We start from the raw sequence: 22120 nt of genomic DNA, 5'->3' as shown, positions 1-22120 counted from the left end.
GGTTACACCAGATGAAGGGTGCTGACGGCAAGGTCGATGACCTTGATGCCGGCGAAGGGAAGAACGAGGCCACCAAGGCCGTAGACGAAGAGGTTGCGACGCAGCAGTGCCGCGGCACCAGCCGGGCGATAGGCAACCCCCTTCAAGGCAAGCGGGATGAGCGCAACGATGATCAGCGCATTGAAGATCACCGCAGACAGGATGGCCGATTGCGGCGAGGTGAGACGCATGATGTTGAGGGTATCAAGCGCCGGATAGGTCGCCACGAACAGCGCGGGGATGATGGCGAAATATTTGGCCACATCGTTGGCGATCGAAAACGTCGTCAACGACCCGCGCGTCATCAGGAGCTGTTTGCCGATCTCGACGATCTCGATCAGCTTCGTCGGGCTGGAATCGAGGTCCACCATATTCGCGGCCTCGCGGGCGGCTTGGGTTCCGGTCTGCATCGCGACGCCAACATCGGCCTGGGCGAGTGCCGGCGCGTCATTGGTGCCGTCGCCGCACATGGCGATCAGGCGGCCACCCTGCTGTTCGCGGCGGATATAAGCGAGTTTGTCCTCCGGCGTTGCCTGGGCCAGATAGTCATCGACACCGGCTTCGGAAGCAATGGCCGCTGCCGTTACCGGATTGTCGCCGGTCACCATAACGGTGCGGATACCCATGGCGCGCAGCGCCGCGAAACGCTCCTTGATGCCGGGCTTGACGACGTCCTTGAGGTGGATGGCGCCGAGCAGCCGGTTCCCATCGGCAACGGCGAGCGGCGTGCCGCCGGTCCGGGCGATCTGGTCGACCGCGCGGCGGAATTCTGCCGGCACATCTTGGTCGGCAAGGCCGGCAAATTTCAGCACCGCATCGACGGCGCCCTTGCGCAGGCGGCGTCCGCCCTGGTCGACGCCGGAGAGGCGTGTTTCGGCGGTGAAGCCGATCACTGCATCGAATTCAGCTCTGGGCATAGCGACACCGAATTCTCCGGTCGCCAGCGCCACGACGGATCGGCCCTCCGGGGTTTCGTCGGACAGGCTGGCCAGCAGGGCCGCTTCGGCAAGCTCCCCGGCGGTCACCCCGGGCGCTGCCAGAAAATCGCTGGCCATCCGGTTGCCGAAGGTGATCGTGCCGGTCTTGTCGAGGAGAAGCGTATCGACGTCGCCGGCCGCCTCCACCGCGCGGCCGGAGGTGGCAATCACGTTGAAGCGCACCAGCCGGTCCATGCCGGCAATGCCGATCGCCGACAGAAGTCCGCCGATCGTGGTCGGGATGAGCGTCACGAGCAGCGCTGCCAGCACCGTGACCGAGAGCACGGTGCCGGAATAACCGGCGAGCCCCCAGATCGCCACGCAGACGAAAAGGAAGATCAGCGTCAGGCCCGACAGCAGGATCGACAGCGCGATCTCGTTCGGCGTTTTCTGGCGCTGTGCCCCCTCGATCAGCGCAATCATCCGGTCGACAAAGGACGAGCCGGGGGCGACCGTGATCTTCACGCGGATCTCGTCCGAGAGAACCTGCGTGCCACCGGTGACGGCCGAACGGTCGCCGCCGGATTCGCGGATGACAGGGGCGGACTCGCCGGTGATGGCGCTTTCGTTGACGGAGGCGACACCAGCGATCACCTCGCCATCGCCGGGGATCAGTTCGCCGGCGGCGACGAGGACGATATCTCCCACCTTGAGACCGGAGGCGGGGATCGTGTCCGTGCTGCCGTCCGGCTTGAGCCTGCGGGCCACCAGATCCGACTTGGTCTTTTTCAGGCTGTCGGCCTGCGCACGACCGCGGCCTTCGGCAACGGCTTCTGCAAACGTGGCAAACAGCACGGTGAACCAGAGCCAGGCGGCAATCTGGCCGGAAAATCCGGCTGCGGCCGGTGAAATGACCAGATCGCGGACAAAGAGAACCGTGACGACTGCGGCCACGACTTCGGTGACGAAGATCACCGGATTGCGGACGAGCTGGCGGGGGTCAAGCTTGCGGACCGCGTCACGGGCCGCCGGCACGAGGATTTTGGAATCAAGGAGGCTGGACGCCTGATGTTCCTTGGACATGGAAAGTTCCTTCAGAAGGTTTGGCCGGCCAGCATGGAGAAATGTTCGGCAATCGGACCGAGCGCCAGCGCCGGAAAGAACTGCAGGCCACCGAGAATGAGGATGATGCCGATCAGCAGGCCGACGAAGAGCGGGCCATCGGTGGGGAAGGTGCCGGCGGAGGCCGGCGCCTTGACTTTCGCGGCGAGCGAGCCGGCAATCGCCATGACGGGCACGACATAGGCAAAGCGGCCAAGCAGCATGGCGATGCCGAGCGTCGTGTTGTACCAGACGGTGTTGCCGCTGAGGCCGCCGAAGGCCGAGCCGTTATTGCCTGCAGCTGACGTGAAGGCGTAGAGGATTTCCGACAGACCGTGCGGACCGGCAGTCCCGATGCTCGCAACTGCCACCGGCAGGATGGCCGACACGGCCGTGAAGCCGAGAATGGCGAGCGGCAGGATGAGGACGGCGAGCATGGCGAACTTCATCTCGCGCGCTTCGATCTTCTTGCCGAGGAATTCCGGCGTGCGGCCGACCATGAGCCCTGCAACGAAGACCGACAGAAGCGCAAAGACCAGCAGGCCGTAGAGGCCGGAACCGACGCCGCCTGGCAGAACCTCGCCGAGCTGGATCAGGAACATCGGCACAAGGCCGCCAAGGCCGGTGAAGGAACCGTGCATGCCGTTGACGCCGCCATCCGAAAGGCCCGTCGTGACCGCCGCATAAAGCGCCGTCATGGCCTGGCCGAAGCGGATTTCCTTGCCCTCCATGTTGCCAAGTGCGGGATCGACGCCGAGTGCGGTCAGGATCGGATTGCCTGCAGCTTCGGCCCAGTAGGTGACCGCAACGCCGGAGACCAGCAGTACGGCAATGGCAGCAATGAGAGCCCAGCCTTGGCGGCGGTTCCCGACCATCTGGCCAAAGGTGTAGACCAGCGCTGACGACAGCGACAGCATGGCGAAGATGTTGAGATAGTTCGACCAGGCGGTCGGATTTTCGAACGGGTGCGCGGCATTGACGTTGAAAAAGCCGCCGCCATTTGTGCCGAGCTGCTTGATCGCCTCCTGGGACGCGACCGGTCCGAGCGAGATGACCTGGTTGGCACCCTCGAGTGTCGTGGCACTGACGGATGCATCAAGGGTCTGCGGCAGCCCCATGGCGACGAAGGCGATCGCGATCAGAAACGCAATCGGCAGCAGCACGTAGAGGGTGGCGCGGGTGAGATCGACCCAGAAATTGCCGAGCGTTGCGATTTTCGAACGGGCAAGTGCCCGGGTAAAGGCGATGGCAAGCGCCATGCCGGTGGCAGCCGAGACGAAGTTCTGCACCGTCAGGCCTGCCATCTGGCTGAAATGGCTGAGCGTCGTTTCGCCCCCATAGTTTTGCCAGTTCGTGTTGGTGACGAAGGAGACCGCCGTGTTGAAGGCCAGATCCGGCGGAACGGCGGCAAAACCCTGCGGGTTGAGCGGCAGATAGGCCTGCAGACGCAGGATGGCATAAAGCGCCACGAAGCCGGCAAGCGAGAAGGCCAGCATGGCAAGCGTATAGGCCAGCCAGCTCTGCTCTTTGTCAGCCCGTATGCCGGACAGGCGATAGAGGTCATTCTCGACACGCCAAAGCACGGGAGAGAGGAGGGTGCGCTCGCCGGCAAAGACCTTGGCCATGTAGAGACCCAATGGCTTGATGGCGATGAGCACGGCGAGGAAGAGGAGGCTGATCTGCAGCCACCCGATGATGGTCATGAAAATTCTCCTGGATGATCAGAAGCGCTCGGGCCGCAGAAGCGTGACCACGAGATAAATGCCGAGGCCAAGCGCCACGGCGAGACCGAAGAGTGGTTCAAGCATGGCGCCTGCCTCACAACCGGTCGAGGGCGCGCGCATAGAGCGCCAGCACGAGAAGCGTGCCGCTGCCAAGCGCGAGGAAGATGAGGTCGGACATGTCCGTTTCTCCTGTTGGTTCAGGAAAAACCTAGTCCCGATCAGCGTCAGGTTTCGATGGGGAAGAGATCTCGTCCGCATAAGGAAAAGATAAGGATGCAGCCGGTCGGGGTGTCCATCGGCATGCCGGCAAAACGAGGAATCGATCAGTCGCGGCGTTTTTTCCCCTCTCCCCGCTTACGGGGAGAGGGCTGGGGTGAGAGGCCAAATTACCGGTAATATTTTCCAGTTGCCCCTCATCCCGCTGCTGCGACCTTCTCCCCGTCATGACGGGGAGAGGGAGAGTCGAGGCACTCTCTTGCCCGCCGCAACGTTGAAGGGCTGGTCAATGGCCTTCCGTCACCGGCGTCTTACGGAAGTACTCCTCGATCCGTTGCAGGATGACGAAAAAGGGCGGCACGAAGACGACGGTGAGGCAGGTCGATCCCAGCATGCCGGTGAGCACCGCGATGCCGATCGACTTCTGGGCGCTCGCACCTGCACCCGTCTGGAGTACCAGCGGCACGACGCCCAGGATGAAGGCGATCGAGGTCATCAGGATCGGACGGAAGCGGGACCCCGCGGCTTCGAGCGCCGCGTCCATGATGCTGCGGCCTTCCTTGAAGCGCAGATGGCGTCCCGTCTCGACGATCAGGATCGCGTTCTTGGCGGAAAGCGCAATCAGCAGCACGAGGCCGATCTGGGTGTAGAGATTGACCGAGGCCTTGGCAGCGAGCAGCGTCAGCGCCGTGCCGATCAGCGCCAGGGGTACGGTGGCGATGATGCTGATCGGCGCCCACCAGCTTTCATATTGTCCGGCCAACACGATATAGACGAGGAGAAGGCTCAGCGCATAAACGAGATAGATCTGCCCGCCGAGCACACGCTCCTGGTAGGAGACCGCCGTCCATTCCTTCGAATAGCCCTCGGGCAGCAGCTCTTTGGTGATCTCGTCCAGGCGGTCGAGAGCCTGGCCAGTCGAAAAGCCGGCCGCCTGCGAGCCAATGATCTGCGCGGAGGGATAAAGATTATAGAGGCTGACAAGGGCAGGGCCGATGACGGCCTCGACCTCGGCAATGGCGCCGAGCGGCACCATCTGGCCGGTGGCGCTTCTGAGCCGCAGTTGCTCAAGATCCGAGACGCTGATGCGCCGTTCCGCATCCGCCTGCACATAGACCTGAAAGACGCGCCCGAACAGGTTGATCTGCCCGGCATAGGACGAGCCGATATAGTGTCCGACCGTATCATAGGCCTGGCCGACATCGACGTTGCGGCTGTGCGCCTTCACCCGGTCGATCAGCACGGCATATTGCGGCGCATCGGCCCGGAACGGGCTGAAGGCCTCGCGGAATGTCGGTTCGCTGGCTGCAGTCCGGGCGACTGTTGCGCCCAGCTCGGCCAGACGTTCATAGTCGAAATTGCCGTCGCGCGACTGGATCTGCAGCGCAAAACCCGCGGCATTGCCGATCCCCTGGATCGGTGGCGGCGGCAGGACGAGCGCCTGCCCGTCGGGCAGGTTGCCGAGCCTGTCCCGCAGCAGGGTGTAGAGCGACAGGAGATCCTCGCCTTCTGCCCGTAAGCTCCAGTCCTTGAGGATGACGTAGGCGACGCCGGCATTGGCAAGGCTGGCGTTGCCGTTCAGCGCCGAAAGCCCGCTGATCGCCACTACGGTCTCGACCACATTCATGTCCCCGACGCGCCGTCGCACATCCTCGAGTGCCGTCGCCGTTCGTTCCAGCGAGGCGCCTTCCGGCAACTGGACCGAGACCAGGAAATAGCCCTGATCCTCGATCGGCAGGAAGGCGGTCGGAACGCGTGCCAGCAGGGCCACGGCGAGGCCAGCCAGCAGCAGAGCCAGCAGCGAAAGAACGAGACTGAAGCCGATCATCCGGCGGATCAGGCGGATATAAAGGCGCTCCAGCCCGCCATAGACGACATCGAAACCGCGATAGACAAAGTTCTTGCGTCGTCCTTCGACATGCGGCTTCAGCCACAGGGCACATTGCGTCGGCTTCAGCGTCACGGCGTTGACGGCGCTGATCAACGCGGTGGCGGCGATCACCAGCGAGAACTGTCGGTACAGTTCGCCGCTAAGCCCCGGCAGGAAGGAGGCCGGCAGGAAGACGGCGAGCAGGACCAGCGTGATGCCGATGATAGGGCCAAACAGCTCGTCCATCGCACGCGCGGCCGCCTCCCGTGGTGCAACCCCCGCCTCGATATGTTTGGCGGCCGCTTCGACCACCACGATCGCGTCATCCACGACAATGCCGATCGCCAGAATGATGGCGAACAGCGTGGAGAGATTGATGGAAAAACCGAAGAGGGCGAGAGCTGCGAAGGCACCGATGATGGTGACCGGAACCGTGGTCGCCGGCACGAGCGTCGCCCGCCAGTTCTGCAGGAACAGCAGAATGACCAGCAGCACCAGAACGGCGGCCTCGACCAGCGTATGGTAGACATCGCCGATCGCGGCGGAAACGAAGAGCGTCGTGTCGAAGGGCACGGAATAGTCGAGGCCTTGCGGAAACTGTTTGGAAAGTTCGGCCATCCGCGCCTTCACGGCGCCAATCGTTTCGAGCGCGTTCGCGTCCGGCAGCAGGAACAGTGCAAGGCCCGCCGCAGGCTTTCCGTCGATGGCAAATTGCTGGCTGTATTGTTGCGCGCCAAGCTCGATGCGCGCCACGTCGCCCAGCCGGACGATTTCGCCTCCGGCGCCCACCTTCAGGATGATGTTGGAGAAATCCTGCACGTCTTCGAGCTTCGAGGCGAGCTTCAGCGTGTACTGGAACTCCTGTCCGGCCGGCACCGGGGGAAGCGCCAGTTGTCCGGCGGACGAAGTGCGGCTCTGCTGGCGGATGGCGGACATGACATCGGAGGGCACCAGGCCGCGGGCGGCCATTGTCTGCGGGTCCATCCAGATGCGGACCGCGTAACTTCCCGAGCCGAAGACATTAACGGCGCCGATGCCCGGCACGCGGGCAATTTCATCCACCAGGCTGATTGTGCCGTAATTGGCCATGAACAGGCTGTCATGGTCGGGATTGTCGGAGGTCAGTGCGACGATCGCCAGAATGGAGGTGGAGCGTTTGGCGGTCTGCACGCCCTGCGACTGAACCGCATCCGGCAGGAGCGGCACGGCACCGGCCACGCGGTTCTGCACCAGGATCTGCGCCTCGTCCGGATCGGTGCCGATGGCGAAGGTGACGGTCAGCGTATAGGCACCATCGCTGGTCGCGGTCGACTGCATGTAGAGCATGCCCTCGACGCCGTTGACGCGGCTTTCGATCGGAAGCGCCACATCCTGGACGATGGTTTCCGCATTGGCACCGGGATAACGCGCCGTCACCTGGATCGAGGGCGGCACGACATTCGGATACTGGGCGACCGGCAGGCGCACCATCGCCACCAGCCCCAAGATGATCGTCAGGATGGCGATGACATTTGCCAGAACCGGGCGATCGATGAAAAATCGGGCCATTGCGGCACTCCCTGTGGGACAGGTTTGGAATTGTCAGATCTGGTCAACGATCTCGACCGCCTGGCCGGGGCGTAAGCCCGCGAGACCGAGCGTCACGACGCGGTCCGCCTCACCGATGCCGGAGAGGATTTCGCGCCGGCCGTCGGGGGTTTTGTCGCCGAGCGCCACCTTGCGCTGCTGCACCACGCCTTGGTCCGCCACCACGAAAACGCTGTGGGTGCCCTGAAGGCTTGTGATCGCCCGTTCGGGAACCGTCACGACGCGGCGTGTATCGAGCGGGATCCGTACCCTTGCAAACATGCCGGACGAGAGAAAACGATCCGGGTTGGGAAAGAGCGCCCGAAGGGTCAGCGTTCCGGTGTCGCGATCGATCTCGGGCGCGATATAGTCGAGCGCTCCGGCATAGGAATAACCGCCTGCCTCGGACAGGGCAGCCTCGACGCGGATCGGATTGCCCTCGCCTGGGGTGATCTTGCGTCCGGACAGCGCCTTGCGGATCAGGATCACCTCCTGCTCCGTGGCGGAAAAGCTTAAGTGCAGCGGGTCGGGCTGGATCAGTACTGCAAGTTTCGGCGCCGAGGCCGCGTTGATATAGGCGCCGGGATCGGCGGTGCGTGCGCCGAGAATGCCGTCGAACGGCGCCTTCACCTCCGTGTAGGACAGATTGAGGGCGGCAGACCGGAGTTTTGCTTCTGCCGCCGTCACCTGTGCCTCGGCAACACGCTTCTGGGTGTCGGCACTTTCCCGCGTACTTTCGGAGACCACCTGCCGGGCCGACAGTGTTTCCTGCCGGGCGGCATTGGCCAGCGCCTGTTCCAGGTTCGCCTGCTGTTGTTTCAGATCCGCTTCCGCTGTCAGGAGGCTGATCCGGTAGGGCTCGGGCTCGATAACGAAGACGGTCTCGCCCTTGCGGACGAAATCGCCATCGCGGAACCGCACCTCCTCCAGCGTACCCGAGACGCGGGCGACCAGATCGACCGCATTGACGGCGCTGAACGATCCCGTCGACTGCAGATAGCGGGTGATATCGGCAGGCTTCGGCGTTTCGATGACCACCTTGCGCCTGACCTCGTCTGCAGAGGCTGACCAAGGTGACAGGGTGAGGGAAGAGAAAATTCCCAGCGCGGCAATCAGGCGGTTCATGATCAAGCCTCCAGGCGGAGCCGCCTCTCACTTCAGGGCGGAAAGTTCCGCCGGCGTCAGAAGACCGTTTTTGTCCTTGTCGATGCGGCCGAAGGCCAGCCCATACCGACCTGCACCCTTGATCTTTGTGGCCATCGGATTGCCGGAGGCGGCAAGCCCGTCGATGAAGGTCTTGAACTCACTGGAATCGAGCTTCGTGTCGCCGTTTTTGTCGGCAGCCATGAAGGCTTCCTGCTGCGCCTCAGCGGCGAGCGGTGCGAGAAGGACAAAGGCCGACGTCAGGGCGGCGGTGATGTTATTGCGGATGGTCATGCTGGTTCTCCTCGGTTCTGAGACATGCGGGCTGTTGTCAAAGCTTGTTCTGGTCGGTCGCGATCAGCAGGGCGTCGTCCAGCCTCGGCACTGCGACCACCAGTTGCTGCAGGCTGGACGAAATGAGGCCCGGGCGATTGGACAGGCTTTGGCCGATGCTGGCGATGGTCTGGCCATCGCCAAAGGCCTTGTTGTGGTTCTTGCCGAAACCGCCCTTGACCTCGGAAATGTCGTAGGCCTCGATGCCGAGCGCCCGAAACTGGGCGAGATCGGTCGTCTCGCCGGCGCGGATCTTGCCGCCGAAGAGGCGGCGCGACAGTTGCAGCGCGCGGTCATCGGCAGATACGTAGACCTTGATGCGCTGGCTGAGGGGACCAAGCTGGCTGACCTGGGTGCGGAAGACGTCGAGATCGATGTCCGGTGCCGCAAGGATGACGGTTCCGATGCGATCAAGCGCTGCCTTATCCTTCGACAGCGCCATCTGGCGCAGGGTCTCCATCGTCAGCCAGGTGCCCATGGAATGGGCGAAGATATCGACCCGCTCCAGGCTCTTTTCCCTCGCCAGACCGTCGATCAGCTGTTGCAGGGCGTCGCGGCTGTAATTGGCGGAATCCTTGTCGTAGCCGTAGCCGGTCGGAATGCCGTGCGAGGGCCAGCTGAACAGGATGGGCCGGCCATCGAAACCGGTGTCCTCGATGATCTGCGCATAGCGAACGGCGGCCTGGTCGAAGCGCGTGTTGAAACCGTGGGTGAAGATCATGGCGCGGTTCGCCGCTTTCCCCGCCGTGGTCTTGGGCATCGCCGTTTCCGCCTTGAACTGCGCATAGCTGAGCGGCGTGGCGTTGAGGAGCGTGATGTCCGTCTTCGGGTCCGGGTTGCTGGTCGACACCGGCAAAGTCCCGGCTTCGCGGCCTTTCGGCATCGACATGGTCAGACGAACGAAATGCACGGTGCTGTCGCGCTCGTGGCCGAACATGAAACCCGTCTTGCCGGGCTCGGGCTTGCGGGTGGTTACCGCTAGCATCGTGAGTTGCTTGGCTTGCGTGTCAGTCTTTTCGATCGGCTGCAGCAGGCCCTTGTCGGCCGAGGCGCAGCCGGTCAGCGACAGCGTGATGGTAACGGCGCCGCAGGCAAAGAGGCGTCTGGCGGTTCGGCGCGCGGACGCTCCGTTCTGCCGAGCCTTCGATGAAAGAGCCGTCACAACCGGCATGCTGCTGCTCCAGGGTCCAAAGGGCGCAGCGATTGGCCGCGCGACGTGAGGCGCACACTCGTCCAGGTGGCGCTTTCCCGCCATCCCATGATCATGGCGTAGACGCTGCCATCTGCATTGCGGCCTCCGAAACCGGTGCCGTTTCCACCATCGAAACCTCCACCGCATCGGGCGCCAGAGCGAGGTGTGCGGACTGGAGGACCTCGAGAAGCAGGGGCGGGATCAGCGGCAGAACGCTGGGGGCGGAGACGCGCAGCAGGTGGAAGGTCAGGCCGAGTTCGTGGGTCTGGACACCGGTCACCACTTCGGACAGTGCGATCTTGCCAACGATTGCCGCGTGGATCGCCGGTTCGCTGCGCAGCGTCGATCCCACCAGGCGGAGCAGGCGGTCCTGTTGCGCCATGCTCGGACTTTCCGTCAACCGGATCGTGATCTTCGCCGTTACGAGGCTGCGGCTGCGGCTCGCCACGATCTCGATCTGGCCATAAGGGATCGTATGCAGCCGGCCATCGGCGCCGCGAAGCCTGAGGCTGCGGATCTGGATCCGTTCGATCCTGCCCGGTTTCCCGTCGATCTCGACATCCTCGCCAAGCCGGAAGGCATCGTCGAGCATCCAGAAGACGCCGGATATGATGTCCTTCACCAAAGCCTGCGAGCCAAGGCTGACGGCGAGACCAAGAATACCGGCGCCGGCCATCACGGGTGTTGTGTCGACGCCGAGCGCCGAAAGCGCGACCAGCGAGAAGACGCCTCCAATGAGAGCGAGCAGCGAAAAACGGATGATCGGCAGAACCGTGGAGACACGCGCCTGCCGCAGCTCCTGGTCTTCCAGCGAGCCGAGCGCTTCCTGCGGCATGATACGGGCTTCGATGAGCGCATGGATCAGCGCAGCAAGGCCCGCGGCGCAGACCAGAAGCACGAGGGCAAAATTGAGACGCCGGGAATAGTCGGGCCACTGCGCCGGATCGATCAGCGACAGGCTGCCGACCAGCCAGTAGCCGGCAATCACCCGCAGGATGATCGCGATCGCCAGGGCATCGATCAGCACCCGGATGACGAACAGCAGCCGCATGACGGCCGGCCGCCGCGACAGGCTGATACTGAGCGCAATCGAACGGTCGAAGGCGAGCGCCAGCAGAATGCCGATCACCAGTCCCTTCATGCCCTGAAACAGGGCCATGTTCTGCATCACCCAGCCCCAGATCCACAGCACGGCGCCGAAAACGGCGAGCCAGACAAGGCAGAGATAGAGAAGCGGCGTCAGCCCGCTGAGGCGCAGCCGCGCGAGGAGACGCAGCACGAGCACGAGAAGTGCAACCGCCGCAATCGCCGAAAGCAAGGTCAGCGAAGGCCGCGGCATTCCGGCCTCATCGGCGGCTTCAAGCGCCGCCGCCTGAAGCTGGGCAAGCGCGAGAAGAAGCGCGCCCCAGCGAAAGGCACGTCGGGCGCCGTGTTCGTTCAGCGCGACAAGCCTGAGGTGCGCAATGCCGGGACGCAGCACCAGATCGAGAAAGGTGACCGAAGCCAGCCACACGACGACGGCAAGCACCAGGTCTCGCACAAAACCTGTCTGCGCGGCCGGATCGTTCAGTCCGTGGACCAGCAGGATCCGGGCCGCGAGTGCGGTGACAAGGAGCGGCAGAAGGCTCCAGGCGGTCAGCCGCAGCATGGCGATGACCGGAACGCGGGCGTTCGCGGCGGCAAGCCGTCGCGAACGGCTGAGGTGGGAGGTCACGACGAACAGGCCGATGAGGAAGAGAGCCGCAGCGATCGAGGCCAGAAGCGCGTGATTGGCCTGCGGCAGAATATGAGCAGCCTTGGCGAGATCCGCGCTGAGGCGAGGGGCCGACAGCAGGCTTTCGATGAGCCGCGTCTCGAACTGGTCGATCACCTGTGCGGCCCGTTCGATCAGGTCCGGGCCATCGCCCGTCGGCGGAACCGGCGCCTGTGGCGGGGTTGCCGTCTGCGCTGATGGACCATTCATCTTGCCAGCCTCGTCGCCTGCGCTGCCGCGTTTGTCGATCCTTGTCTGTACCGGTGGAAGGAGGCGGGCTCTACCCCATGATCATGGCCTGTGCGGAGCTATTGGTTGCGGCATACTCGCCAATCAGTTGCCTTGGAATTGGCACCGAGATTTTGATGGAGAACATGATCATGGCCATTCGCCCCGTCCTGGCCCGTTCGGCGCTTGCGCTGGCATTCGCGTCCGGCTTGGCTGTCTCAGAGCCGGTTCTTGTTGAGGCGCCGGCCGCGGCTGTCGTCTATTGCAAGACCGTCGGCGTTCCGAAAGGCTGCGTCGTGCGCCCGCCGGCTGCCGCCGTCATCTACTGCACGGCACCCGGTGTGCCGGTGGGGTGTGTCGTGCGACCGGCGGTGCGGACTGCCGTCTATTGCACGCGCCCAGGGTACCCGGTCGGCTGCGTCGCGCGGCCTGCCGTCGGTGCGCCGGGCGTTGGAGCCCCGGGCGTCGGCGTGGCTCCGGGTGTGGGAGCGCCAGGCGTCGGTGCCGCACCGGCCAATCGTGGCGGTCCGGTCAATCGTCGCGGGGTCCGCTGAGCGGGTCTTTTCGGCACTCAGTCGTAGGGTCGTTCTGGGCAAGCTTGTGCGGTCAAATCTTGCCCGACCGGCTGTCGGCGGTCTGTGACGGAAATTCCGCCGGCAAGGTCAGTTCGATCCTCGTGCCGGTCGGTCCCGTTTCGGTGACGAGATCGATGTCGCACAGGGCCGCCCGCCGGCGAATGTTGAGAAGTCCGCGGCCTGTACCTGAGCGCCCGGTGCCGGCCGCACCTGTTTGGTCTGCGGCATAGCCATGCCCATCATCCTGAATGGTGATCCGCCCTGCCGGCCTGCCGGCCGTGTCGTCGACGGTTTCGATCGTCACCGCGACATGTTTGCCGCCGGAGTGTTTGACCGCGTTGGTGACCACTTCGTCCATCAGGCGGATCAACTGGATGACATGCCACGACCTGAGGTTCTGGAAGATCGGAAGGCCTGACGGGCCGCGAATGGTCCAGTCGAGGTGCATCTGGTGTGCCCGTAACTGCGTGTCGATCCGCTCGCGCCAGGAGGCGAGCGCCAGCATCAGGTCTCCGTCGATCTCCTCCATCGCATCGATGACGAGCCGCAGGTCCTTCAGTGCCGCACGCGCTGCCTCGCCGATCGCCTGGCCCGAGGGCTGCGGCTGTTCCGACAGAGCGACGATGCTGACGAGCTGTCCGCCCAGCCCGTCATGCAGGTCACGCATCAGGCGGGTGCGTTCGGCAAGCAGCGCTTCCGAGCGGGCCCGTTCCTCTTCGCGAGCGAAATTGGCGCGCAGCTTGTCCTCTGCTTCCGTGACCTTCTGCACCAGTGCGGCGGCAAAACCGTCGGCCTCCTTCAAAGCCTGCACAAACCGCCAGATCAGCCAGATGCCGAGCGCCATCAGCACCAGAGAATAGGACGGACGGCCGATGAAGATCCGTTCGCCGGCAATCATGTTGTTGAGCGTCAGGACGTCGAGGGCCCAGCAGCTCAGCACTGCGGTGAATATCGTCGCGAGATAGATGGCGTGTCGCCTCGCCTGCCACACTGCCGCCAGCAGGACGATCCACACGGCGGCAATCAGGAGGCCGATGGAGGGTGGACCGAGCAACAGATAGACGATGCGCAGGTGTTCCGGAGACAGAAGGAAGGCGGCGGCGATGATGACGAGGCCGGGCATGAAGGCAAAAGCATGCCGGCGACGGATCCGCCGGCCCGTCAGAAGCAGCATGTAATGCAGCATCAGGGCGGCTTCGAGTGGCCCCATGGCACCCAGCAGACCCGCGACGATGGCGGATTGTGGCAGACCTGCGAAATGCTGCACCACCCCCAGCATTGTGGCCATGGCCAGATAACCATAGATGGATTCATGGCGGCGGTTCAGCCAGATGATGCCGAGCAGAGTGGCGAAGGTGACTTGCCAGGCCGCCAGGATCAGGGGCAGGGTGTCGAAGAGCGTCCGGCGGACGTCGTATGCACGTCGCATCTGCGCATCCGGTCCCACATAGAGGCTGTCGAGATAACCTTCCAGAGGCCCCCAGACCTGCAATCGTACCGTCACCTCGTTCAAACCGGGCTTCAACAGGCTTTCGGCGATCGGCGCCAGCACGGGCGTGTTGCGGTCCGGCCGGCGCTTGGAGGGATCGCGGACGGTATCTTCAATGGTGCTGCCGTTGATGGCGATCTCGATGGTGGTGGTAAAGCGTGGCACGAAGACCGCCCAGGGCGTTTTGGCTTGGTCGGGTGACCACGCGAATGTCGCGCGATAGGTGGTGATCGTTGGTGTCAGGCCGGCGGTTGGCCGGTGATCCGGCAGCGTCACCGGCTGCCACTCACCGCGGGCCCCCTGACGCCACATCTGTTCGATGCGGTCGCTTTCCGGTGGGCGTGGAAGCGGGATCTGGCGGATCTGCACGCAGATGACGATGACAGCCAACTGCAGGAGCACGAAGACCGCAGCCAGTGCCAGGCGGCGGTAGGACGGGTCGGTGTGGGACGACGAGGTGAGCGTCACAGACGAATCAACCCCTGCTGCAGTGCCTCGTACACCGCTTCGCCCCGCGTGTTCACCTCGAGCTTGCGATAGATGTTCTTGATGTAGCCCGGTACCGTCTGCCGCGAAATCCCCAGATGGTCGGCAATATCGGCGTAGCTGAACCCCTTGGCGATCCCCCAGAGGATGTCGATCTCGCGTGCGGTCAGCTTTGCGGTGTTGAGGTCGGAGCGCGGCGCGCCGCTCTCCCGTGACTGGGTGCGGCGGACGATGAAGCGGGCGATCGAAGCCGAAATCGGCGAGTGGCCCTTGAGCAGATCGCGTACCGTATCGGCAATGTCCGCCGGAAATGCATCCTTCAGGATATAACCGTTTGCGCCAAGCAGAATGGCGGAGATCACGCTTGTTTCGTCGCCGAGGATGGAGATCACCATGATCTCCGTCTTGTCGGACTTCTGGCGCATGCGCCGGATCAGGTCCATGCCGCTGCCGTCCGGCAGCTGGATATCGGTCAAGAGAACGTCAGGACAGGTCTGGGCCAGAAAGCTGTAGGCCTCGGTGAAGCTGGCAGCCTGGTTTACGTTGAAATCGGCCGTGTTCGACAGCGCACCGACGATGCGCTGTCGTGTCGGGGCGTCGTCTTCGACGATCAGCACCGAAATCGGCTGGATGACTTGCGAATCTGCTAGTGCCAATGGACGCCCCCACCCGCTTCGACCACTGGACATTATCCTGCAAATCGGGCGGTGCGGATAGCCAAGAACATGGGGTGACGGCGGCCATGAGATCTAGTCTGACAAACCCATGGCGGCCTTCAGCTCGGCGCTCATCGGCATGTTCAGCGCATACTGTCCGTCGCCGATCGGGCGCATGAACCACCGGTCGTAGATCTCCCGCATCTGCGGGCTGCCGTAGACCTGTTTCAGGGCCCGGGCGACGAGATCGGCAAATTCGGTGTCGTGCAGACGGGTCATGAAACCATAGGCGGCTGCTTCCGACAGGGGGTCATCGCCAACGCGGTAATCCTCCGGCCGTCCCGAACGGGCAATCAGGCTGTAGAGCAGGATATCGTCCATCGCAAATGCGGATGCGCGTCCGTTGGTGACGAGATCGAAGGCTTCGTGAACCTCCTGCACCGGCACCGAGACCAGACCAAGCTTGCGTTCGCGCGAGGCCTGCAGGATCTCGCCGATATTCACGGTTCCGAGCACCACGCTGACGCTCTTGCCGCGCAGATCCTCCAGCGTACGGATGTTGTTCTTGGCAAGCGTGACGAAGCGGGTCTGCGTGAAGAAGTGCGGAGGAGCGAAGGCCGCAGCCTTCCTGCGTTCAGGGGTATTGGTGCTGGCATTACATTCGATGTCGATCGAACCGTCGTTCAGCAGCTGCAGGCGGTTCGCCGGTGTGCGGAAGACATAGTCGAGCTTGAGGTCCGGCAGGGCGAGCATCCGCCGAAGTTCGACGGCCATCGCCTTGCAAAGGTCGATCGAGTAGCCGACGACCTCGCCAGATGCGGTGGTGAAGGAGAAGGGTTCTGCCGATCCGTAGCCGATCCGCAGCACCTGTGTCTCACGCAGGCGCTCGACCGTGGACGGCACCACGACCTCGGTCAGAGCCTGCGCCGAGGTGGTGGCAAGGCCCGTCAGCGAGAAAAGAACGGTGAAGGCGGTTTTGAGGACATTTCTCATGGCCCCTCACTCCATATAGTCTTTGGGCGTGTCGAAGACCGCGCGAAGCTCCGGCGAGACCGGCAGCTTCATGTTCTGACCTTTCGGCGGGATTGGCTGTTCGAACCACTTTTCATACAGGCGGTAGATTTCGCCGCTGGCGTAGATCGTACGGATGCTCTCGTTGACGGCATCCTTGAAAGCCGTATCACCCAGAGGAAGCAGGATGCCGTAGGGTTCCGGCCGGCTCAGCGTGTCCTGCGAAATGACATAGGCTTCCGGATTGGCCGCAGCGGCAATCTGGCCGGCCAGCAGGATATCGTCCATCACGAAGGCGGAAGCCTTGCCGCTTGTCACCATCGCAAACGAGCTGGCATTTTCCTTGTTCAAGAGGACGGAGATATTCAGCCCCTTCTCCCGATTGACGGCATTCAGCTGATCCAGATTGACGGTTCCCGTCGTCGCTGCGACGCTGCGTCCGGCGAGATCGGCAAGCCGCGTGATCCCGGACTCCTTGAGCGCAACGAAACGGGTCGCCGTGACGAAATGCGGATAGCTGAAGGCGACGAGCTTCCTGCGTTCGGCGTTGTTGGTGGTGGCCGCACATTCCATGTCGATCTTGCCCGCGCGCATCATCACGAAACGGGTTGCCGACGACACCACCTGATACCGGATCTTGATCTCGGGCAGGTTCAGCCGTTGTGCCAGCAGGTCGACGATGCGGCTGCAGAGTTCCAGGGAATAACCTGTCGGCTGCTCGCCGACGACATAGGAAAACGGTGGTTCCGCTTGGCGGTGTCCGATCATGACTTCGCCGGACTGGCGGATCTTTTCCAGCGTATTCGGCGGGATGTCGGTCGCGGCGGCCGTATCGGGTGACAGAGGCACCGCAAAAGCGAGCGCAATCATCCATGTCAGTCCGAGCATGGCGCTCCGGCGGGGGGCGGATGTTCGGTGGGCAGAGGCAGTCTTGTTCATGATGACCATTCCTCATAATGCGGCGCGAACGGGATGCGCCAGGTTCCTTTGCATGTCAGGCTCGGGCAGGGCGGCGGGCTTTCCGAAGAGATAGCCTTGCGCCGAGCGGCAACCGAGCGATCGGATGACGTCCAACTGTCGCCTGTTCTCGATGCCTTCGGCCGTCACCTCGATCTGCAGCCCGCGGGCAAGCGCAATGGAGGAGCGCACGACGTTGAGACAGCGCGGATCGGTCACGACGCCGGAAACAAAACGGCGATCGAGCTTGATGCGCGTGACCGGAAGATCCATCAGGTAGGACATCGAACTGAAGCCAGTGCCGAAGTCATCGACGGCGATGCCGATGCCGATGCTGCGAATGTCGTTCAGGATCGAGACGACATCGGCGCCCGCGACGCGATGGCTTTCGGTAATTTCGATTTCGAGCCGATGGGCAGCAAGGCCGGTGTCCCGCAGCGTCCTCAGCAGAAAATCGGGAAGATCCGGCCGCTGCAGGCTGAGCGCCGATACGTTGACCGCAACGGACCGATCATCCGGCCGACCTGCCATTGCGCGGCAGGCCTCCTGCAGGACCCAGCGGTCGAGATCGAGGATGATGTTGGTGTCTTCCGCCGCCGGTATGAAGCTGTCCGGGCTGACGAGCCCCTGCTTCGGATGACGCCAGCGGATGAGCGCTTCATAACCTGAAACATCCTCCGTCGCGGTGCTGACGATGGGCTGGTAGAACAGTTCGAACTGGTTTTCCGCCAGCGCTTGCAGAAGCTCGAGTTCGATGGCGCTGCGACCGCTGCCCTCCATCGTCATGCCCGGCTCATACATGCGCAGGCATCCGCGACCGGCACCCTTTGAGGTGTAAAGGGCGATGTCGGCATGGCCCATGACATCCTTGTTCGTCGTGCCATGGAAGGGGGCCGTCGCCACACCGATGCTGATGCCGATCGTGATCGAATGGCCGGCGATGAAAAACGGCTGGCTGATCGCTTCGATGATGCGATTGCCGAGATGTCGCGCTTCCTTGTGCGCATTGATGGAAACGGCCTGGATCAGGGCGAATTCGTCGCCGCCGAGCCGCGTCAGGATGTCTTCCGGTCCCATCAAGGGGGTGATGCGCTGCGCCATGGCGATGAGCAACTGGTCGCCGATGGCGTGCCCATACGTGTCATTGACCGGTTTGAATCGGTCGAGATCAAGCAGCATGACATTGACGACCTTCCCGCTGTCGACGATGCACGCGAGCATTGCGTTCAGCGTGTTCTGCAGGAAGGCGCGATTTGGCAGTCCCGTCAGGGGATCATGAAGGGCAAGGTGTTCCAGTTCTCGCGCCGCTTCCTGGGCCCGGCGCAGGTGTTCGCGCTCCACCACGCCTTCCCGGAGGGTCTCGATTGCCGCTGCAAGGCGTCCGATCTCGTCTCGGCGGGACTGGAACGGCGTGACATGGCCGGTATCATCTCCGGCAATCCGCTTCAGCGCGTCGATGAGCTTGGGGATCGGATGGAACAGGCGCTTCATCGTCAACACCACGACGGCGCCGGTCAGGATCATGCTGATTGCGCCGTAGAGCAGCGAGTTCCGGTAGAAGCTCGCCTGCATTTCCAGAAGTCGGTCGGCTTTGCCGGCGCTGGCGACGACCGCACCCAGCAGTGTCCCCTCCGGTGTCTTGATCGGGATGATGGCGACGTAATGCCGTTCCGGGCCGACTTTCGCAAATCCTGTTGTGAAATGGGAAAAGCCGGGCTTTTCAGGTTGTTCAAGCTGGATTGCGACACCCTGCGTGCCACCGTCATTGTCGGTCAGCGTCAGCAACTTCCCGCTATCCGGCTGATAGGCCGCAAGCCAGATCTTTTCCTTGGTCTGGACGGCTGCCAGGGCCAAAACATCGACGGCCACGAAACCCGTGTCGAGCACGGACTGGTCGTCGCCGATCATGCTTTCCGAGTTGATTGCTTCGATCTGGGCGGTGTCCGAAAGATCCACCGAAACGAAGGTGTAGATGCTGCGAATGACGCTGCTGGCGATCTGCGCATTCGTGCTTGCCTGCCGCCGCCAGTCTTCCCGCTGGCTGCGCTCGATCATCACCCAGCCGGTCGCCGCACCGGTGACATAAGCGGCTGCAACCGCAAGCAGCAGAAAGAGCGTCACCTTGCCCAGAATTGAACTGCGCCAGGCTGCCTCTCTACCTGTCAAATCGCCGAGCATTGTCCTGCGCACCATTCGAGAATCCAGCGTCAACGAGTGGGTTGGCGAAAAATGTGACTATTCCTTACCCTGGGGCAGTCGATCTTTCCAAACCGTTGACAGGTAGGCGCGTTTCCACATTTGTCTCCTTTTGGTTGAAACAGGGTTTACACTTGCTTTATCGGGACAAGAGAACGACGTTCAATAATTGAGAACGATTATTCGTCATATCTGCGTATTTTGTTGACGAAGAAGCGCGTTATCTTGGTCGGCAAGGAGGACGCCGGTGTTGGCGTCCATTGTTCAAGGAGCGGCGAAATGACCCTCATCCACGAAAACATGTCCCGCGGCCACACCGATACGGGGTGGCTGAACAGCTACCACACCTTTTCGTTCGGCGGTTTTCAGGATCCGACACGCATGGGCTTTGCAGCTCTGCGCGTCATCAATGAGGACCGCATCGCTCCCGGATCCGGCTTTTCCGAACATGGTCACCAGGACATGGATATCCTGACCATGGTCCTTTCTGGCACGCTGCAACACAAGGATACGCTTGGCAACACCGTCACCATTGCACCGGGCGAGGCGCAGCTGATGTATGCCGGGACAGGCGTCCGCCATTCGGAAATGAATGCCTCCGCTTCGGAGCCGGCGCATTTCCTGCAGATCTGGCTGATCCCGGACCATCGGGGTGGCGCACCACGTTACCAGCAGGTCAGCCTGCCGGACATGGACGCCAGTCGCGGATGGACGTTGATCGCCGCCGCACCTGGGAACGGGGCGCCGCTGGAGCTGAATTCGGACACCCGCCTCCTGATGGCGCATCCGCGTGAAGGTGACCGGCTGGCGATCCCGCGTGAGGCGGGCCGGCACGTCTTTCTGCATGTCGTCGAAGGCCTTGCCATGATCGATGGCGAGCGCCTCGCCGGCGGCGACGGTATTCAGCTGGGATCGGACGAGCTTCCCGATCTCGAATGGATCACCGATGGCAAGGCTTTGCTGTTCGACATGCGCCGCTAAGAGTGGGTGCTGCCGCCGGTCTTCAACCGGCGGCGGCTTTTAATGTTTCCGGCGCTCCAGGGCGATGAAATGGCGCACCACCGGCCTGGCTTCGCCCTGGTGAAAGCTCAGTGCCTCTGCCTGCAGATCGGCGTCCGCCTTGGACACCCGTTTGTGCTGGCGCAAATGTTCGGCCCAGGATTCGACGAAGAACCATTCCAGGAGCAGGGACGGGTCGGAGGCGTCTTCCGTCACGCCCCAGCTGTAGGCGCCATCCCGCTGGCGTTCGTGCGACAGGCGGGAAAGAGCGTGCAGGAAGGGGCCCCTGTGCTGCGGATCGATGCGATATTCGACCGTGATCATCACCGGTCCGCGGTCCTGCGCCACCGGGCTGGCGAGAAGCGGTTCCGGCCAGTGGTTCGACGGAACGAGATCGGCCTCGCCGCGTGGCAGCTTTACGCGGTGCATCACGAGCCCGGCAACCATCAGCCCGAAGGCGGAGATGAGCAGCGTCTGCGGAATGCCGACGGCTTCCGCAACCACACCCCAGCCGAGACTTCCGCCGGCCATGGCGCCGTTGAAGACGGTCAGATAGATGGCAAGCGCCCTGCCGCGCACCCAGTTCGGCAGGATCGATTGCGCCACGCCATTCAGCGTCGTGAGTGCCACGATCCAGGCCATTCCGAGGAAAAGCAGTGCCACCGGCGCCAGTTCCTGCGGTGGACGCAGGGCGAGAATGGCCATCACACCGGCCGTGATGACAACGGAAAAAAGAAGAAGCCCGTCGGCATCCAGCCGCCGGCGCAGCATCGGCAGCACCACCGCGCCGCCAATGGCGCCAAGGCCGATCGCGCCGAGCAGGAGGCCATAATAACCGGCCGAACCGCCCAGCAGATTGCGGGCCACCAGCGGCAGCAAGGCCCACACCGCGCTGGCAAAGGCGAAGAACACCACGGCGCGCAGGAGCACGATGTGCAGGTCGTGGCTGGCACGCGCATAACGCAGCCCGGCCCGGAACGCGCCGGTGAAGTTTTCCTTCAGCACATCCGCTTCGCCATGCGGGCGTTTCCACCAGAGAAGGGCTGCGACGACGAGGACATAGCTTGCCACATCGGCGCCATAGGTCAGCGCGGCGCCGACGGTGACGAGAAGAACGCCGCCCAGCGCCGGGCCGATCGCCCGGGCGATGTTGATGCCGAGCGAGTTCAGGCCGACGGCGCTTTTCAGATAGGGGCGTGGCACGAGTTCCGGCACGATCGCCTGCCATGCGGGCGCGGCAAGGGCTGCGCCGACACCGCCGAGAAATGTCAGGCCGATCAGCGCCTCGATGGTCAGCAGATCGAGGGCGGCAAGCGTCATCAGCGTGAGGCTGACACAGGCGAGCAGGACCTGTACAAAAATCAGCAGCATCCGGCGATCGAAGATGTCGGAGAGGACGCCCGCCGGGATCGCCAGCAGGAAGAACGGCAGCGTGCCGGCGGCCTGGATCGTGGCGACGGCGGCCGGTGCCGCAGACAGATCGGTGACCAACCAGGAACTCGCGACGTCGCGGATGAAGGTGCCTGTATTGCCAAGGATCGTCGCGGCCCACAGAACGGTGAACACGCTCTGGCTGAGTGCCGCGAATGCGCCCCCTGCATTTTTGTCGTCTGTTGCCGATGACATGGAAACCTCCGCAAGGGGAATGAATGTCGAAATGGTCCCAACC

The 22120-nt window shown here is 63.2% G+C and carries 16 protein-coding genes; 2 read left to right on the top strand and 14 right to left on the bottom strand.

What is annotated here, in order from left to right; genetic code table 11:
- Positions 1 to 2 precede the first annotated feature (2 nt).
- The 8 genes from kdpB to OU993_RS12900 form a co-directional block, all read right to left on the bottom strand.
- A complete protein-coding gene (gene kdpB / locus OU993_RS12935) occupies positions 3 to 2039 on the bottom strand; it encodes a potassium-transporting ATPase subunit KdpB (protein ID WP_268157988.1) in 2037 nt (678 codons plus the stop codon).
- An 11-nt stretch (positions 2040 to 2050) separates the two neighbouring features.
- On the bottom strand, positions 2051 to 3760 hold the full coding sequence (kdpA, locus tag OU993_RS12930; RefSeq protein ID WP_268157987.1) for a potassium-transporting ATPase subunit KdpA: 1710 nt from the start codon (positions 3758 to 3760) through the stop codon (positions 2051 to 2053).
- Between the two features lie 18 nt (positions 3761 to 3778).
- The gene (kdpF, locus tag OU993_RS12925; protein ID WP_268157985.1) at positions 3779 to 3901 is read right to left on the bottom strand and encodes a K(+)-transporting ATPase subunit F; all 123 of its coding nucleotides are present in this window, start codon (positions 3899 to 3901) and stop codon (positions 3779 to 3781) included.
- A gap of 382 nt (positions 3902 to 4283) precedes the next feature.
- A complete protein-coding gene (locus OU993_RS12920; protein ID WP_268157983.1) occupies positions 4284 to 7415 on the bottom strand; it encodes an efflux RND transporter permease subunit in 3132 nt (1043 codons plus the stop codon).
- Positions 7416 to 7448: 33 nt separating this feature from the next.
- Complete coding sequence (locus OU993_RS12915; RefSeq protein ID WP_268157982.1) at positions 7449 to 8558, bottom strand: efflux RND transporter periplasmic adaptor subunit; 1110 nt, start codon at positions 8556 to 8558, stop codon at positions 7449 to 7451.
- Between the two features lie 27 nt (positions 8559 to 8585).
- Positions 8586 to 8870, bottom strand: a complete 285-nt coding sequence (locus OU993_RS12910; protein WP_268157981.1) for an EF-hand domain-containing protein — start codon at positions 8868 to 8870, stop codon at positions 8586 to 8588.
- Positions 8871 to 8907: 37 nt separating this feature from the next.
- Positions 8908 to 10080, bottom strand: a complete 1173-nt coding sequence (locus OU993_RS12905; RefSeq protein ID WP_268157979.1) for an alpha/beta hydrolase — start codon at positions 10078 to 10080, stop codon at positions 8908 to 8910.
- A gap of 91 nt (positions 10081 to 10171) precedes the next feature.
- Positions 10172 to 12064: a mechanosensitive ion channel family protein gene (locus OU993_RS12900; protein WP_268157977.1), complete on the bottom strand. Its 1893-nt coding sequence runs from the start codon at positions 12062 to 12064 to the stop codon at positions 10172 to 10174.
- A gap of 170 nt (positions 12065 to 12234) precedes the next feature.
- Between OU993_RS12900 and OU993_RS12895 the strand changes: the two genes are divergently transcribed.
- Complete coding sequence (locus OU993_RS12895) at positions 12235 to 12636, top strand: hypothetical protein (protein WP_268157975.1); 402 nt, start codon at positions 12235 to 12237, stop codon at positions 12634 to 12636.
- A 52-nt stretch (positions 12637 to 12688) separates the two neighbouring features.
- On the opposite strand, the gene OU993_RS12890 is transcribed toward OU993_RS12895, so the two are convergent.
- The 5 genes from OU993_RS12890 to OU993_RS12870 all read right to left on the bottom strand — a co-directional run bounded on the left by OU993_RS12890 (position 12689) and on the right by OU993_RS12870 (position 19449).
- Positions 12689 to 14614: a sensor histidine kinase gene (locus OU993_RS12890; RefSeq protein WP_268157973.1), complete on the bottom strand. Its 1926-nt coding sequence runs from the start codon at positions 14612 to 14614 to the stop codon at positions 12689 to 12691.
- The gene (locus OU993_RS12885; RefSeq protein ID WP_442792956.1) at positions 14611 to 15288 is read right to left on the bottom strand and encodes a response regulator; all 678 of its coding nucleotides are present in this window, start codon (positions 15286 to 15288) and stop codon (positions 14611 to 14613) included. The genes OU993_RS12890 and OU993_RS12885 overlap by 4 nt, the downstream gene beginning before the upstream one ends.
- A 93-nt stretch (positions 15289 to 15381) precedes the next feature.
- Positions 15382 to 16281: an amino acid ABC transporter substrate-binding protein gene (locus OU993_RS12880; protein ID WP_268157969.1), complete on the bottom strand. Its 900-nt coding sequence runs from the start codon at positions 16279 to 16281 to the stop codon at positions 15382 to 15384.
- 6 nt (positions 16282 to 16287) lie between these two features.
- Positions 16288 to 17187: an amino acid ABC transporter substrate-binding protein gene (locus OU993_RS12875; protein ID WP_442792983.1), complete on the bottom strand. Its 900-nt coding sequence runs from the start codon at positions 17185 to 17187 to the stop codon at positions 16288 to 16290.
- A 63-nt stretch (positions 17188 to 17250) separates the two neighbouring features.
- Entirely contained in the window at positions 17251 to 19449 is a 2199-nt protein-coding gene (locus tag OU993_RS12870; protein WP_268157965.1) for a GGDEF domain-containing phosphodiesterase, read from the bottom strand.
- A 282-nt stretch (positions 19450 to 19731) separates the two neighbouring features.
- On the opposite strand from OU993_RS12870, the gene OU993_RS12865 reads away from it, so the two are divergent.
- The gene (locus OU993_RS12865; RefSeq protein ID WP_268157963.1) at positions 19732 to 20433 is read left to right on the top strand and encodes a pirin family protein; all 702 of its coding nucleotides are present in this window, start codon (positions 19732 to 19734) and stop codon (positions 20431 to 20433) included.
- 39 nt (positions 20434 to 20472) lie between these two features.
- On the opposite strand, the gene OU993_RS12860 is transcribed toward OU993_RS12865, so the two are convergent.
- Positions 20473 to 22077 (bottom strand): MFS transporter, encoded by a 1605-nt coding sequence (locus tag OU993_RS12860; RefSeq protein ID WP_268157961.1) that lies wholly within the window; start codon positions 22075 to 22077, stop codon positions 20473 to 20475.
- Between the last annotated feature and the right edge of the window lie 43 nt (positions 22078 to 22120).

The organism is Rhizobium sp. SL86 (assembly GCF_026672545.1).
GTDB lineage: Bacteria > Pseudomonadota > Alphaproteobacteria > Rhizobiales > Rhizobiaceae > Neorhizobium.
This window is presented reverse-complemented; position numbering and strand designations above follow the sequence as displayed.

Bases quoted from the DNA above. Each gene is read 5' to 3' on its own strand.
- kdpB (WP_268157988.1), bottom strand. From the start codon at position 2,039: ATGTCCAAGGAACATCAGGCGTCCAGCCTCCTTGATTCCAAAATCCTC.
- kdpA (WP_268157987.1), bottom strand. From the start codon at position 3,760: ATGACCATCATCGGGTGGCTGCAGATCAGCCTCCTCTTCCTCGCCGTG.
- kdpF (WP_268157985.1), bottom strand. From the start codon at position 3,901: ATGCGCGCGCCCTCGACCGGTTGTGAGGCAGGCGCCATGCTTGAACCA.
- OU993_RS12920 (WP_268157983.1), bottom strand. From the start codon at position 7,415: ATGGCCCGATTTTTCATCGATCGCCCGGTTCTGGCAAATGTCATCGCC.
- OU993_RS12915 (WP_268157982.1), bottom strand. From the start codon at position 8,558: ATGAACCGCCTGATTGCCGCGCTGGGAATTTTCTCTTCCCTCACCCTG.
- OU993_RS12910 (WP_268157981.1), bottom strand. From the start codon at position 8,870: ATGACCATCCGCAATAACATCACCGCCGCCCTGACGTCGGCCTTTGTC.
- OU993_RS12905 (WP_268157979.1), bottom strand. From the start codon at position 10,080: ATGCCGGTTGTGACGGCTCTTTCATCGAAGGCTCGGCAGAACGGAGCG.
- OU993_RS12900 (WP_268157977.1), bottom strand. From the start codon at position 12,064: ATGAATGGTCCATCAGCGCAGACGGCAACCCCGCCACAGGCGCCGGTT.
- OU993_RS12895 (WP_268157975.1), top strand. From the start codon at position 12,235: ATGGCCATTCGCCCCGTCCTGGCCCGTTCGGCGCTTGCGCTGGCATTC.
- OU993_RS12880 (WP_268157969.1), bottom strand. From the start codon at position 16,281: ATGAGAAATGTCCTCAAAACCGCCTTCACCGTTCTTTTCTCGCTGACG.
- OU993_RS12875 (WP_442792983.1), bottom strand. From the start codon at position 17,187: ATGCTCGGACTGACATGGATGATTGCGCTCGCTTTTGCGGTGCCTCTG.
- OU993_RS12870 (WP_268157965.1), bottom strand. From the start codon at position 19,449: ATGGTGCGCAGGACAATGCTCGGCGATTTGACAGGTAGAGAGGCAGCC.
- OU993_RS12865 (WP_268157963.1), top strand. From the start codon at position 19,732: ATGACCCTCATCCACGAAAACATGTCCCGCGGCCACACCGATACGGGG.
- OU993_RS12860 (WP_268157961.1), bottom strand. From the start codon at position 22,077: ATGTCATCGGCAACAGACGACAAAAATGCAGGGGGCGCATTCGCGGCA.